Below are 13,574 nucleotides of genomic sequence, written 5' to 3'. Positions count from 1 at the left end.
CGCCATGCCATCGCATTCGTGCAGGCCAGGGAGAGTCACCCATGCTCGTCGGCAGCTACGCCCCGTCCCTCGTACTGATCTCGCTCCTGGTCGCCGTGATGGCGTCCTTCACCGCGCTGGACATGGCCGCACGGGTCACCACCGCGCCGAGCCGGCGCCAGACCGCGCTCTGGCTCGCCGGCGGGGGATGTGCGATGGGGCTCGGCATCTGGTCGATGCACTTCATCGGCATGCTGGCCTTCCGCCTGCCCATCCCGCTGGGCTATGACATCGCCATCACCGGGACGTCGCTGCTGGCCGCGATCGCCTCTTCCGTATTCGCCCTGTGGCTGGTCTCGCTGCCCACCCTGCCGCACACGCGGCTGGCACTGGGGGCCCTGCTGATGGGCATCGGCATTGCCTCGATGCACTACCTGGGCATGGCCGCGATGCGCATGCAGCCGGGGATCGTGTACGACCCGGCCTGGTTCGTGGCCTCGGTGCTGATCGCCGTGGCCGCCTCCTGGACCGCCCTGTTCGTGGCCTTCCGCCTGCGCGGCAGCCAACGCCGCCTGCGCGACCGGCTGGCGCCGGCGGTTCTGCTCGGCACCGCCATCGTGGGCATGCATTACACCGGCATGGCAGCCGCGCGATTTCCCGCCGGCAGCATCTGCGGCGCGGCCGGTCGGGACGGGCTGCAGACGCAGTGGCTGGCGGCGATCGTGCTGGTGCTCACCATCTCGATCCTGACCATCGTGCTGGTGGTGTCCTGGCTGGACCAGCGCATGCAGTCGCACCTGCTGCGGGTGCGCAACTCGGACCTGCGCACCTCCCTTTACGACGCCCAGGCCGAACTGACCCAGGCCGCCCTGCACGATCCGCTCACCCGCCTGCCCAACCGGCTGCTGCTCCAGCAGCACATCGAGCAGTCGCTGAGCCGGGCCGAGCGCAACGGCACCCGGTTTGCCGTGATGTTCATGGATCTGGACGGATTCAAGCAGGTGAACGATGCGTATGGCCACCAGACCGGCGACGCCCTGCTGGTCGCCGTGGCCGAGCGCACCCGCCAGCTGCTGCGCCCCGATGACGTGCTCGCACGGTTGGGCGGCGACGAGTTCGTGCTGGTGGTCGGCATCGACAACGGCGAGGACATCGCCGCCTTGGCCAGCCGCATCATCCAGACCATCGGCCACGAGCCGCTGCTGCCCGACCACGAGCTGCAGGTCACCGCCAGCATCGGCATCGCCATCTGCCCCGATCATGCCGCCAGCGAGCGGCAGCTGATGGCCTTCGCCGACGCGGCGATGTACCAGGCCAAGGAAGCCGGCCGCAATGCGCAGGTGCTGTTTTCTGACTGGATGAACGACAGCGCCGAGCAGCAGTTCCAGCTGCTCGCCGATCTGCGCCGGGCGATCGGCACGGACCAGCTGTTCCTGCATTACCAGCCCAAGACCCGCGTGGCGGCCCACACCGTCTGTGGCGCCGAGGCCCTGATCCGCTGGCGCCACCCGCAGCACGGACTGGTGCCCACCGAACGTTTCATCCGGCTCGCTGAACGCAGCGGCGTGATCAACGAGATCGGCCGCTGGGCGCTGGACGAAGCCTGCCGGCAGCTGCGCGAGTGGCACGACGCCGGCCACGACAGCTGGACCGTGTCGGTCAACCTGTCGCCGGTCCAGTTCAGCTCGCCGGACCTGCTGCAGGACGTGCGGCGCGTGCTGCAGACCCATCGCATGGACCCGCGCCGGCTGATCCTGGAGATCACCGAGAACACCGTCATGCGCGACACGGAAGCCAGCCTGCGCCTGCTGCAGTCACTGGCCACGCTGGGGGTCGGCATCTCCATCGACGATTTCGGTACCGGCTATTCCAGCCTGCTGTACCTCAAGCGGCTGCCGGCCAGCGAGATCAAGATCGACCATGCGTTCGTGCGCGACCTGGAGAACAGTTCGGAGGATGTGGTGATCGTCTCGGCGATCGTCGCCCTGGGCCATGCGCTGGACATGGACATTGTCGCCGAAGGCGTGGAGACCACCGGCCAGCGCGCGTATCTGGAACGGCTGGGCTGCGACTACCTGCAGGGCTATCTGCTCGGCCGGCCGGTGGACGCGCAGCGCTTCATGCAGCTGCATGACCATCCGAGGCCACGGGTGGTAGTGGCGCCGGAGTGGAACGCGGACGAAGACCTCTCCCCACCCGGCCACCCGGCCGGCTGACGGCACCCCGCCGGTTCAATCCAGCAGTGTCGCGTCGGTGAGGTCCAGCAGCCCCAGCTGCGCCATCCGCGCTTCCACCTCATGCACCTGGCGCAGGTGCGCCTTGTTGCGCAGGTCCAGACAGCCCTCTACGGACACGATGATCGTGCCGCAGCCTTTCACCACGTGGACCGAGGCAGCTTCAGGGATGTACCGGTGCGGAACCAGTTCGGGGACGAACCCCATCCAGCCTAGCCAGCGGCGATGGGGAAACAGGCGGTGGTGCTGGACGTAAGTGTCGAAACCCTCTCCATCAGGGAGAGCGCATGTCACGTCGGTAGCAATGTGAAGGACACCCAACACCTCTGCAAGGGCCGCCACGACGCTGCGCACCATCTGCAGCGTGCCATCACGTCCGAACGCTTCCACAGGCTGATACAGGGAGATCGTACAGACGCCAAACCAGGGCCTGAGCGCAATCTCCACACAGCCGGGGGACAACCATGCAGCGGGGGTGTGTGCTGTCGTGATGACACCCTCGACCGTGCTGGGCAATGTGCCGTAGTCAACGCGATCGGCGTCTGCGTAGCGCTGCATCCTCTCCATGAACCCGCGCGGATTGGAAAGTGGCATCAGACCGCGATCCGGCGCTCGAGGCAGGGAGACCCACGCTGACGGGGGCGGAAACACGCCCTGCAGCTTTTCGAGCATACGCACGAGGCAATCATGCACAGCCTCGGACGTCATCGAACGTTCGGGGAGAATGGCCTCGACGAGCACACTTCTCATCGTCATGGGGAGTACCGGCAAGCGGATGACAACGGCCCAAATGCCTTGGAGGCTGCTTCATAGCAAAGGCGCTGCAGAAAATGCCACTCCAGCTTTGCGGGAGCACCTTGTCGATGGACATGCAGCGACTGGGCGCTAAATTGACGCATCCAGCTTTCAACTACATTCGGCGACCTGAATCTGGCCCAGCCTTGCAGTTCTCCGTCACTCTCAAAGAACTGCTGGTGGTGCCCCTTCGCCTCAACCACCGTGCACCGCGAACGCCAGAATCCATCAAACCGGATCGCGCCGTGCCGCCATTCGGTGACCGTAATTTCGGTCATGGACTTGGGCACTCTGGCCAGCATCCGGTCCAGTGCCGTTCCGCCGTAGGTGTAGTCGAAGTGCTCCGGCGCCGCGTACAGGTTGGCGATACGTCGCTGGTAATCGAAATCACGGAACTGCCTGTACGGAATGGTGTAGTTGGCCGGCGTCAGATAGCCCTGCGCCAGCTTGCACGTCGTGCAGGCGTTCTGATTGCTGGTCTGCGCGCAGTCGGTATCGCGCGCCTGCACCGACGGCGCCACCACGGTATCGGTACCGATACCCACGGCGCGCTGGATGTCCGCCCAGACCTGGCCGATGCTCGGCCCGGTGGGCACCTCGCGGGTCGGGTCCCAGCCGCCGGGATGAGCCGGGGGCGGCGGCGGAAGTGGCAGGGGCAAGGGAAGTGCACCCATCAACGCTCCTTTCGGTGGGACAGGTGTGGCGAGGCAAGCAACGCGAGCAGGTCGGCAGCCGTCACGTTGGGCTGGTCGGTGCTGTTGAACCACACGCCGGTCACGGCGTGGTCGCGCAGCGTGCGTGCCCAGGCCACGTCCGCTTTCACCCAGCGCACCAGCGTGGGCGGATGGGTGATGCGCAGTGCACGCACCGCGTGCCGGTAGCTGTCGTGCACGGTCGCCCGCAATGCATCGTCGGCGACAGCGAACGTGGCGTCAGGGTAATCGTGGCGGACTTCGGCCGCCATCGCGGGCGCCCAGTCCGCTGCATCGGGCAGGCTCAGCGCGGCGTACTGTCCTGCAGAGAGCTGCAGCGGGCCGGTGCCCGACGGTTCGGTTTCCGGGTCCGCCCGCACCGTGACGGGGCGCCCCTGCAGGGTCGTCTCCCACACTCGCACGGGGCCGAGCAGGTCGCGCTGCTGAGCCGGGGTCAACACGTCTCCATAGCGCCGCCAAGCACGCGGGCAGTAGAAGCGCATCAACGCACGCTGGCCATCCGGGAGGCGCAGTTCGAGGCGTGCCTGCAGGTGGTCGAACAGCGCGTCGAACCCGCCCGCCGCCCAGACCCGGGTGACGCCGGCCGCCGTGCCGCCCAGCGTCACCCGCCAGCGTTCCACCGCCTGCTGAAGCGCGCCCTGCGGCAGCGCCACCAGCCAAGGCGCCGCGTCGGCATGGATGGCCTCGGGACGGCCGGCGAACAGGCATCGCGCGACCACCCCCGCACTGGCGACGTGGTGGCGCAGGTCGCCGATGCGCCCGGGTGACGCGGCACAGTCAACCAGGGCGTAGTCCTGCAACGCACTCATTCCAGGCGCACCATCGGCGTGCCGGACCGTGCGGCGTCCATCAGGCACTCCAGACAGACCGGCGGCGCACTGGACGCGGCTGCCGGCGCGCAGACAACCGCCGGTCCCGCGACGTCTTCCTTCGCCGGCGCGGGCGCCGCCTCCACGTACACCAAACGCTGCACGGTCGAGCGCAGATGGCAGCCACACGCAAGCAGATCCCCGTCCAGCGCGACAGGCTGGCCATCCACGCGCAGGGTCGGATCTCCACCGACGATGGCGAACGCGCGCCACTGCAGCGCCCTCGATATCGGTGAACGGCGAGCCGGTGATCACCCGGCCGCACCTGCTGGTGGTGTCACCAACAACGATCCAGTAGCTGCGCATGGCCGTCTCTGCCTTCCCTGGGGCCAGGACTGTCCCCCGCGCAGCGCCGGCGTCGCCATCGGAATCGACCGAATCTGCCGGCGCGCCCGATGCTCCCCTGTGACACGGGCGATGGCGGGCAGGCGGCCTGCCCCGCCGGATGTCGCGACTGCCCTGCCCCGCGGCCTGCCCCGCCCTGGCCGGCGTCGAAACGAAACGGAACGGATCTTGCACGCACTTGGAGGAATCCTCCCCCGTGTCGTGCCCCGATGTCCGAGAACGAACAAGCCGGCGAAAAAACCGAACAACCGACCGAGAAACGGCTGCGCGACGCCCGCGAGCAGGGCAACATCCCGCGCTCGCGCGAGCTGGCCACGGCCGCGGTGTTCGGCGCCGGTGTACTGGCGCTGATGGCCTTCTCCGGCGGCATTTCACGCAACGCGCAGGCCTGGATGAAGCAGGCGCTGAGCCCCGAACCCGGTCTCCGCCAGAACCCGATGGCCCTGTTCGGCCATTTCGGCGAGAGCCTGGCCCAGCTGCTGCTGGCGCTGTGGCCGCTGGTGGTGGTGTGCCTGCTGGCCAGCTTCCTGTCACCGGTGGTGATGGGCGGCCTGCGCTGGTCCAACAAATCCCTGATGCCCGATGTGAAGCGGCTCAGCCCGATGGCCGGGATGAAGCGCCTGTACGGCCCCGAGGCGATCGCCGAGTTCACCAAGTCGCTGCTGCGCATCGCGTTTGTCGGCACGGCGGCCGGACTGGTGGTCTGGGGGGGTATCCAGCCGTTGCGCGCCCTGCTCCACCAGCCGCTGGAAGCGGCGATGGTGCATGGGCTTGGCTTCACCCTGAAGCTGATGCTGGCCACCGGCGGCGCGATGCTGCTGCTCGCGGCGATCGATGCGCCGTACCAGCGCTGGAACTGGATGCGCAAGCTGAAGATGACCCGGGAAGAGCTGCGCCGGGAAATGAAGGAGAGCGAGGGCAGCCCCGAGGTGAAGGGCCGCATCCGCCAGCTGCAGCAGCAGATGTCCAACCGACGGATGATGGAAGCGGTGCCTACCGCTGACGTGGTGGTGGTCAACCCGACCCACTACGCCGTGGCCCTGAAGTACGACGGCGGCAGGATGGGCGCCCCCACCGTGGTGGCCCTGGGGGTGGATGAAACCGCCTTGCGCATCCGCGAAGTGGCCGACGGCAACAAGGTCGCCATTGTCTCCGCGCCGCCTTTGGCACGCGCCTTGTATCGGGAAGGCCAACTCGGCAAGGAAATCCCCGTGAGATTGTATTCGGCCGTCGCCCAGGTCCTGTCCTACGTCTACCAGCTGCGCAGCTGGCGTTCCGGCCCGATGCCGGCCTCGCCGCGCATCGACATTGAAGAATTCACCAACGGAGCCCGCCCGTGAGCGCCCAGCCTGCAGGAATGAACGTGCGCAAGGCGCTGGATATGATCCGCCACGGGCTGGGTGCCCCGCTGATCGTGCTGGCGTTGCTGGCAATGGTGGTGGTGCCGCTGGCACCGCCGGTCCTGGATGCCCTGTTCACCTTCAACATCGCCATCTCGCTGATGGTGCTGCTGGCGGTGGTCTATGTGAAGCGGCCGCTCGACTTCACCATCTTCCCGATCGTGCTGCTGATCACCACCATGCTGCGCCTGGCGCTGAACGTGGCCTCCACCCGCGTGATCCTGCTCAATGGCCAGAACGGCCACGAGGCGGCCGGCAAGGTGATCGCCGCGTTCGGCGAGTTCGTGATCGGCGGCAACTACGCGGTGGGCATCGTGGTGTTCGCGATCCTGACCATCATCAATTTCGTGGTGATCACCAAGGGCGCCGGACGCGTCTCGGAAGTGACCGCGCGCTTCATCCTCGATGCCATGCCCGGCAAGCAGATGGCCATCGACGCCGACCTCAACGCCGGTTTGCTGACGCGTGAGGAGGCCAAGGCCCGTCGTGAGGAAGTCCGTGAGGAAGCCGACTTCTACGGTGCGATGGACGGCGCCAGCAAGTTCATCCGCGGCGACGCCATCGCCGGCATCCTGATCCTGTTCATCAACATGCTCGGCGGCCTGGCCGTAGGCGTGTTGCAGCACGGCATGCCATTTGGCGAATCCGCGGCCACCTACACGCTGCTGTCCATCGGCGACGGCCTGGTGGCGCAGCTGCCGGCACTGCTGGTGTCCTCGGCGGTGGCGATGCTGGTCACCCGCGCCTCGCGGTCGCAGGACATGAGCCAGGCGATGATGGGCCAGGTGTTCGGCCAGCATCGCGCGCTCACCATCGCCGCGGCCATCCTCGGCGTGGTCGGGCTGGTCCCGGGAATGCCCAACGTCGCCTTCTTGACGCTGGCCGCCATCCTCGGCTTCATCGCCTGGAAGCTCTGGAAGAAGAGCACCGCGGCTGCCCGCGCCGCTGAAACCGCAAGCGCCGGCCGCCCCGATGCACCGGGCCTGCCCGGCGCCACGCCCTCGCCCACCGCCGAGCTGACCTGGGACGAACTGCGTCCGGTCGATCCGCTGGGCCTGGAAGTGGGCTACCGGCTGATCCCGCTGGTGGACAAGAACCAGGGCGGCGAGCTGATGGCACGGATCAAGGGCGTGCGCCGCAAACTCACCCATGACATCGGCTTCCTGATCCCTTCGGTCCACATCCGCGACAACCTGGAGCTGCCGGCCACCGGCTACCGCCTGCTCATCCACGGCGTGCCGGTAGCGACGGCGGAAATCCACCCGGACCGCGAGCTCGCCCTGGACCCGGGCAGCGCGCTCGGCGCGCTGGACGGCATCGCCGGCAAGGACCCCGCGTTCGGCCTGGACGCCACCTGGATCCAGCCGCATCAGCGCGCCCATGCCGAGTCGATGGGCTACACCGTGGTCGACCCCGCCACCGTGGTGGCGACCCACCTGTCGCACCTGATCCGCGAGCACGCCCCGGAACTGCTGGGCCACGAGGAAGTGCAGCAGCTGCTGGCCAACCTCGGCAAGAGCGCCCCCAAGCTGGTGGAGGACCTCACGCCCAAGTCGCTGCCGCTGTCGGCGGTGGTGCGGGTGCTGCAGAACCTGCTGATCGAGCGCATTCCGATCCGCCAGCTGCGCAAGATCGTCGAAGCGCTGGTGGAGAACGCGCCCAACAGCCAGGACCCGTCGGTGCTGACCGCCGCCGTGCGCAACGCGCTGGGCCGCTTCATCGTGCAGGAGATCGCCGGCATGTCGGCGGAGCTGCCGGTGTTCACCCTCAACCCGCAACTGGAACGCGTCTTGCAGGAGTCCACGCAGGGCAACGGCGCCGCGCTGGAACCCGGACTCGCCGAGCGACTGCACCAGAGCCTGGCCGACTGTGTCGGCAAGCAGGAAGCGAAGAACGAGCCGGCGGTTGTGCTGGTACCCGGCCCGGTACGTGCCGCGCTGGCACGGCTGGTACGCCACAGCGTCCCCTCGCTGTCGGTACTGGCCTACAGCGAGGTGCCGGAGGACAAACGGTTGAAGCTGGTCGGCACGATCAGTTGAGCCGGTACTCCGACGGCAACGCGCCAGAAAACAGACACCCCCACTTTTGACATCACCGCAGCAGGACACAGAGGGAAACCCGGACCGTGCAGACCACCGACAACCAGCGCTTCCCTTCCACCACCCCGCCGCCCCAGTCCCGGTACCACAGCATGAAAATCAAACGCTTCGTCGCCTCCGATATGCGCTCGGCCATGAACCTGGTGCGCAAGGAACACGGTCCTGACGCGGTGATCCTGTCCAACCGCCGGATCGAGGAAGGCGTGGAGATCGTGGCTGCGGCCAACTATGACGAAGGCGCCGTGCAGCGCGCCCTGGAAGCCTCGCGCAAGGATGTCGCGCCGCCGCCGGTGCCGCGCCCGCGCAGCGCCGCCGATGCGGTGATCGCCGCCGTCACGCGCCGCAAGGCCCCGGTCGTCGCCCCCGAACCGGTCGCGGCCACCACCTCGGCCGTGGCCGCCCTGGCGCGCGCGGCCGTTGGCGCCACCGGCCGCACGCTGGATACCGCCAACGAAAACGTGCCCCCGCCGGGCAGCGCCGGCTTTGCCGCCACGCTGTCGCGGGCCAGTGTGGCCACCCCCGTCAATGAACCGTCGCTGCCGGAGCAGATCTTCGCGCCGTTCAATGTCGAACAGGCGGCCGCTGCTGCGCCCGCGCCGATCGCGGCCCCGGCCGCACCGGCCGCCGCGCCGATCAACCGCGCGCGCTTCGTGATCGACCCGCCGATGGACGATGCCCCGCACATCCAGATGTATGCACCGCCGGCCCAGGCGCCGGTGACGATGCCGCCGCTGCCGGTCGCCGCCGTGGCCGCGCCGGTGTCGGCGGTCCTGGACCCCGTGCCGGTGGCGCAACCGCCGGCACTGCCGGTCGCGGTCGCCGCTGCTGCAGCCGACATCGCGGCCGATGCGGTTGCGCGCCCCGCACCGGAACTGACCGTGGTGCCCCGGGACGACGAGGAAATCCGCCAGCTGCGTCACGAAGTGGCCGGCATGCGCCATGTGATCGAGCGCGAAATGCATCGCTTCACCGACGAGCGTCTGCGTGGCTCGCCGGTCCGAGCGGCCGCGTTGGACCTGATGGAGGAGTACGGCTTCGATGCCGGCATCAGCCGCGACGTGGCCCTGCAGATCCCGCTGGATACCGAAGCCCATCGCGGCCGCGGGCTGATGCTGGGCCTGCTGTCCAAGAAGCTGCCGATCGCCCCGGTCGATCCGCTTGACGCCGGTGGTGTGATCGCCCTGGTCGGTCCGACCGGTGCCGGCAAAACCACCACCATTGCAAAGCTGGCCTCGCGCTTCGCCGAGAAGCACGCCGCACGCGACGTGGCCCTGGTGACCACCGACACCGGCCGCATCGGCGCCCGCGAGCAGCTCTACGGGTTTGGCCGCCAGCTTGGCATCGCCGTGCATGAAGCCAACAGCGGCACCGACCTGAGCCAGCTGCTGGAGCGCCTGCAGGACTACAAGCTGGTTCTGATCGACACCGCCGGCCTTGGTCCGCGCGACCGTGCCCTCGCCGCGCAGCTGCAGTGGCTGCGGGCCGCCGACCGCATCCGCACCCTGCTGGTGCTGCCGGCCAATACCAGCTTCGGCGACATGGACGAAGTGGTCCGACGCTTCAGCGCTGCCAACCCGCAGGGCGTGGTGCTGAGCAAGCTGGACGAGACCGGCCGCTTCGGCACCGCCCTGTCCGTGGCGGTAGACCACTGCCTGCCGATCACCTGGGTGACCGACGGCCAGGACGTCCCGGAGGACCTGCACCGCGCCAGTGCGGCCAATCTCGTCCTTCGCCTTGAAGATTTGCGCCGCGCGGCCGATATGCCCTGCAACCCGGAGTTCAACCATGCCGTCGCGTGAGTACGCCAAGCTGACCAAGACCTTCCCGTTGTCGGCTACCCGCAGCCAACCGCTGGGCCCTGTCCGCACCATCGCCGTCACCGGCGGCAAGGGCGGCGTGGGCAAGACGAACGTTTCGGCCAACCTGGCCGTAGCGCTCGCGGACATGGGCAAACGCACGCTGCTGCTGGACGCCGACCTCGGCCTGGCCAACATCGATGTGATCCTCGGCCTGCAGCCGAAGGTGACCCTGGCCGACCTCGTCGCCGGGCGCTGCACGCTGGAGGAAGTGATCATGGAGGGCCCGGGCGGCGTGCTGGTGGTGCCGGCCGCGTCCGGTCGCCGCCACATGGCCGAACTGCAGCCGGCCGAACACGTGGGCCTGGTCAACGTGTTCTCCGAGCTGGAGCGCGAGCTGGACATCATGGTGGTGGACACCGCCGCCGGCATCACCGATGGCGTGCTCACCTTCTGCCAGGCCGCACAGGACACCGTGGTGGTGGTCTGTGACGAGCCGGCCTCGATCACCGACGCCTACGCACTGATCAAGGTGCTCTCCCGCGAGCGCGGCGTGGACCGCATCCAGGTGGTGGCCAACATGGTGCGCGACCCCAACGAAGGCCGCGTGCTCTACGAGAAGCTGACCCGGGTCTGCGAGAAGTTCCTCGCCGACGTGTCGCTCAACTACCTCGGCTGCGTTCCGCAGGACGACTGGCTGCGCCTGTCGGTGCAGCGCCAGCAGCCGGTGGTCAAGGCCTACCCGTCCAGTCCGTCGGCGCTGGCGATCACCGAGATCGCCCGCCGGACCGCCCGCTGGCAGGCCCCGACCGAGCCGCGCGGCGGCGTCGAGTTCTTCCTGGAACGCATCCTCAAACAACGCGGGGTGGCCGCATGAAAGGCGCCGCACAGTACAAAGAGGTCCAACGTACCGCCGCCAACGAGTGCATCGCCCAGCATTCGGACCTGGTGCGGCGCATCGCCCACCACCTGGCCGCGCGTCTGCCGGCGAGCGTGGAAGTGGATGACCTGATCCAGGCCGGCATGATGGGGCTGATCGAGGCCTCGCGCAGCTACGACGCCGACCAGGGCGCCTCGTTCGAGACCTACGCGTCGATCCGCATCCGCGGGTCGATGATCGATGAGATCCGTCGTGGCGACTGGGTGCCGCGATCGGTGCACCGCCGTGCACGCGATGCGGCCGCCACCATCCGCCGCCTGGAGCAGAGCACCGGCCGTGCCGCCAGCGCCACCGAAGTGGCCAACGCGATGGACATGCCGCTGCCGGAATACCTGCGACTGATGGAAGACGCCGCACGCGGCCAGGTACTGAGCCTGGAATCGCGGATCGAGGACCAGGGCGAGCTGGATACCGTCGCCCAGGGCGGCCCGACCCCGCAGCAGGTCCTGGAGCGCGGCGAGTTCGGCCGTGAGCTGGGCAATGCGATCGGCCTGCTCCCCGAGCGCGAACAACTGGTGCTGTCGCTGTACTACGAACAGGAATTGAACCTGAAAGAAATCGGCGCGGTGCTCGGGGTGAGTGAATCCCGGGTGTGCCAGATCCACGGCCAGGCGGTATTGCGCCTGCGCGGCCGACTGAAGATCTTCGAGGCGGCCGACGCCGGCCTCGAAAACCCTTGAAATCGAGGAAAGTGCTTTGAACAAGAACATGCGTATCCTGATCGTCGACGATTTTTCGACCATGCGTCGTATCGTCAAGAACCTGCTGGGCGATCTGGGCTTCACCAATACGGCCGAAGCCGAGGACGGGCATGCCGCGCTGGCACTGTTGCAGAGCCAGCCGTTCGACTTCGTGGTCACCGACTGGAACATGCCGGTGATGACCGGCATCGACCTGCTCAAGGCGATCCGTGCCGACGCCAAGCTGAAAACCCTGCCGGTGCTGATGGTGACGGCTGAAGCCAAGCGCGAGCAGATCATCGAAGCGGCCCAGTCCGGCGTCAACGGCTACATCATCAAGCCGTTCACCGCACAGACGCTGGAAGAGAAGCTCGGCAAGATCTTCGAACGCCTGGCAGCGAGCGCCTGATGGAAACCCTCAGCGACAAATCGGCGCTGGTGCAGCGCCTGCAGGACGCCCTGGCCGCGCTGGAAGGCGGCGACGAGGCCGGCTGGCGCCGGGAAATCGACGCGCTGGCGGCCCTGCGCACGCAGCCGATGATGGCCGGCCTGAACCGGCTCGCGCGCGAGCTCGGCCAGGCACTGGGCGAACTGCCCAGCCTGCCCAGCGAAGCCGGCGAACTGGACGACGCCTGCGCGCGCCTGGACCACGTGGTGGCGATGACCGAACAGGCCACCCACCGCACCCTGGACCTGGCCGAAGAATGCCGCGCGTTGACCGAACAACTGCGCGCCAACGGGCTCAGTCCGGACCAGGACCTGCAGCTGGACCGCATCCGCCACAACCTCACCGAGATCGCCCTGACCCAGAGCTACCAGGATCTGACCGGGCAGATCATCCGCCGCGTGGTCGGCATCGTGCGCCGCGTGCACGAAGGCTTCGGCGCGCTCGGCCTGCCGCCGCAGGAAGACGACGCGCGCCGGCGCGACACCGGCCTGGCCGGCCCGGCCGTCACGGGCCTGGACCGCCACCAGGTTTCCCAGGTCGACGCTGACGACCTGCTCTCCGATTTGGGGTTGTAAGACGATGAGTGCTGTTCCGGACGACATTGCCGCCGATTTCATTCTCGAGGCCCAGGAGATCCTGGATCGCCTCGGCGAACAGCTGGTGTCGCTGGAGCAGTCGCCCCAGGATACGGATCAGCTCAACGCCGTGTTCCGCGGCTTCCACACCCTCAAGGGCGGTGCCGGCTTTCTCGGCATCCAGGCGATGGTGGAGCTGTGCCACGCCGCCGAGGAGACCCTCGGCATGGCCCGTTCCGGCCAGGCCACCCTGCAGGCGCACCACTTCGACGCCGGCCAGCAGTCGCTGGACTACCTGCAGTCGATGCTGGACTCGGTCTCGGCCGGCACCGAGCCGGGGTACGCCCCGCCGGAGCTGATCGCCCAGTTCGATGTCAACGGCCCGGCCACGCCCGCACCGGTAGCGGCCCCGGCGGGCAATGGTGAGCTGATCACCGAGGACGAGTTCGAGGCCCTGCTGGACCAGCTGCATGGCGGCGCGGCGCCGACGGCGGTGGCCAAGGCCGCCGATGGCCTGATCGGCGAAGACGAGTTCGAAGCACTGCTCGACCAGCTGCATGGCGGCGCCGCCCCCGGTGCCCCCCCGGGGGGCGTCTCCCTCTGCGGCTGCCCCCGGGGGGGGGACCCCCCCCCCCCCGGCGCGGTGGCGCACCGGGGCCCCCCGCGCTGGCGCGCCCGGGCGGGGGCCGGCGCTGCCCCGG

General features: G+C 68.4%; 13 protein-coding genes. 9 read left to right on the top strand and 4 right to left on the bottom strand.

Annotation, left to right across the window (positions count from 1 at the left end; genetic code table 11):
• The first annotated feature begins 41 nt into the window (after window positions 1-41).
• Window positions 42-2,195, top strand: a complete 2,154-nt coding sequence (locus OC534_RS03300; RefSeq protein WP_136004064.1) for an EAL domain-containing protein — start codon at window positions 42-44, stop codon at window positions 2,193-2,195.
• A gap of 15 nt (window positions 2,196-2,210) precedes the next feature.
• On the opposite strand, the gene OC534_RS03295 is transcribed toward OC534_RS03300, so the two are convergent.
• The 4 genes from OC534_RS03295 to OC534_RS03280 are packed head-to-tail and all read right to left on the bottom strand — an operon-like array spanning window position 2,211 to window position 4,760.
• Window positions 2,211-2,969 carry an immunity 52 family protein gene (locus tag OC534_RS03295; RefSeq protein ID WP_262071363.1) on the bottom strand — a complete coding sequence of 253 codons (759 nt, stop codon included), beginning with the start codon at window positions 2,967-2,969 and terminating at the stop codon, window positions 2,211-2,213.
• A complete protein-coding gene (locus OC534_RS03290; protein ID WP_262071362.1) occupies window positions 2,966-3,682 on the bottom strand; it encodes a restriction endonuclease fold toxin 5 domain-containing protein in 717 nt (238 codons plus the stop codon). Before OC534_RS03290 ends, OC534_RS03295 begins: the two co-directional genes overlap by 4 nt.
• On the bottom strand, window positions 3,682-4,530 hold the full coding sequence (locus OC534_RS03285) for a DUF4123 domain-containing protein (RefSeq protein ID WP_262071361.1): 849 nt from the start codon (window positions 4,528-4,530) through the stop codon (window positions 3,682-3,684). Before OC534_RS03285 ends, OC534_RS03290 begins: the two co-directional genes overlap by 1 nt.
• Window positions 4,527-4,760: a hypothetical protein gene (locus OC534_RS03280; protein ID WP_262071360.1), complete on the bottom strand. Its 234-nt coding sequence runs from the start codon at window positions 4,758-4,760 to the stop codon at window positions 4,527-4,529. Before OC534_RS03280 ends, OC534_RS03285 begins: the two co-directional genes overlap by 4 nt.
• Window positions 4,761-5,144: 384 nt before the next feature.
• On the opposite strand from OC534_RS03280, the gene flhB reads away from it, so the two are divergent.
• From flhB to OC534_RS03240, 8 genes are all read left to right on the top strand, one after another.
• Window positions 5,145-6,275 (top strand): flagellar biosynthesis protein FlhB, encoded by a 1,131-nt coding sequence (flhB, locus tag OC534_RS03275; RefSeq protein WP_017356089.1) that lies wholly within the window; start codon window positions 5,145-5,147, stop codon window positions 6,273-6,275.
• A gap of 17 nt (window positions 6,276-6,292) precedes the next feature.
• Window positions 6,293-8,374 (top strand): flagellar biosynthesis protein FlhA, encoded by a 2,082-nt coding sequence (gene flhA, locus OC534_RS03270; protein ID WP_166473660.1) that lies wholly within the window; start codon window positions 6,293-6,295, stop codon window positions 8,372-8,374.
• A 152-nt stretch (window positions 8,375-8,526) separates the two neighbouring features.
• Entirely contained in the window at window positions 8,527-10,233 is a 1,707-nt protein-coding gene (locus OC534_RS03265) for an AAA family ATPase (RefSeq protein WP_166472949.1), read from the top strand.
• The gene (locus OC534_RS03260) at window positions 10,220-11,107 is read left to right on the top strand and encodes a MinD/ParA family protein (RefSeq protein ID WP_017357463.1); all 888 of its coding nucleotides are present in this window, start codon (window positions 10,220-10,222) and stop codon (window positions 11,105-11,107) included. The genes OC534_RS03265 and OC534_RS03260 overlap by 14 nt, the downstream gene beginning before the upstream one ends.
• Window positions 11,104-11,850, top strand: a complete 747-nt coding sequence (locus OC534_RS03255; protein ID WP_017357462.1) for an RNA polymerase sigma factor FliA — start codon at window positions 11,104-11,106, stop codon at window positions 11,848-11,850. The genes OC534_RS03260 and OC534_RS03255 overlap by 4 nt, the downstream gene beginning before the upstream one ends.
• Before the next feature lie 16 nt (window positions 11,851-11,866).
• Window positions 11,867-12,259 (top strand): chemotaxis response regulator CheY, encoded by a 393-nt coding sequence (gene cheY, locus OC534_RS03250; protein ID WP_017357461.1) that lies wholly within the window; start codon window positions 11,867-11,869, stop codon window positions 12,257-12,259.
• Window positions 12,259-12,873, top strand: a complete 615-nt coding sequence (locus OC534_RS03245) for a protein phosphatase CheZ (RefSeq protein ID WP_017357460.1) — start codon at window positions 12,259-12,261, stop codon at window positions 12,871-12,873. The genes cheY and OC534_RS03245 overlap by 1 nt, the downstream gene beginning before the upstream one ends.
• A 4-nt stretch (window positions 12,874-12,877) precedes the next feature.
• Window positions 12,878-13,574: Hpt domain-containing protein (locus tag OC534_RS03240; RefSeq protein WP_262071359.1), on the top strand; the 697-nt coding region annotated here is incomplete at its 3' end.

This window comes from Stenotrophomonas sp. Marseille-Q5258, from assembly GCF_946900935.1.
Taxonomy (GTDB): domain Bacteria; phylum Pseudomonadota; class Gammaproteobacteria; order Xanthomonadales; family Xanthomonadaceae; genus Stenotrophomonas; species Stenotrophomonas nematodicola.
The sequence above is the reverse complement of the archived record's forward strand: the minus strand, read 5'-3'. Positions and strand labels throughout refer to the sequence as shown.

Excerpts from the sequence above, each read along its gene's own strand:
- OC534_RS03300 (WP_136004064.1), top strand. The coding sequence starts at position 42 with ATGCTCGTCGGCAGCTACGCCCCGTCCCTCGTACTGATCTCGCTCCTG.
- OC534_RS03295 (WP_262071363.1), bottom strand. The coding sequence starts at position 2,969 with ATGACGATGAGAAGTGTGCTCGTCGAGGCCATTCTCCCCGAACGTTCG.
- OC534_RS03290 (WP_262071362.1), bottom strand. The coding sequence starts at position 3,682 with ATGGGTGCACTTCCCTTGCCCCTGCCACTTCCGCCGCCGCCCCCGGCT.
- OC534_RS03285 (WP_262071361.1), bottom strand. The coding sequence starts at position 4,530 with ATGAGTGCGTTGCAGGACTACGCCCTGGTTGACTGTGCCGCGTCACCC.
- flhB (WP_017356089.1), top strand. The coding sequence starts at position 5,145 with ATGTCCGAGAACGAACAAGCCGGCGAAAAAACCGAACAACCGACCGAG.
- flhA (WP_166473660.1), top strand. The coding sequence starts at position 6,293 with ATGAACGTGCGCAAGGCGCTGGATATGATCCGCCACGGGCTGGGTGCC.
- OC534_RS03265 (WP_166472949.1), top strand. The coding sequence starts at position 8,527 with ATGAAAATCAAACGCTTCGTCGCCTCCGATATGCGCTCGGCCATGAAC.
- OC534_RS03260 (WP_017357463.1), top strand. The coding sequence starts at position 10,220 with ATGCCGTCGCGTGAGTACGCCAAGCTGACCAAGACCTTCCCGTTGTCG.
- OC534_RS03255 (WP_017357462.1), top strand. The coding sequence starts at position 11,104 with ATGAAAGGCGCCGCACAGTACAAAGAGGTCCAACGTACCGCCGCCAAC.
- OC534_RS03245 (WP_017357460.1), top strand. The coding sequence starts at position 12,259 with ATGGAAACCCTCAGCGACAAATCGGCGCTGGTGCAGCGCCTGCAGGAC.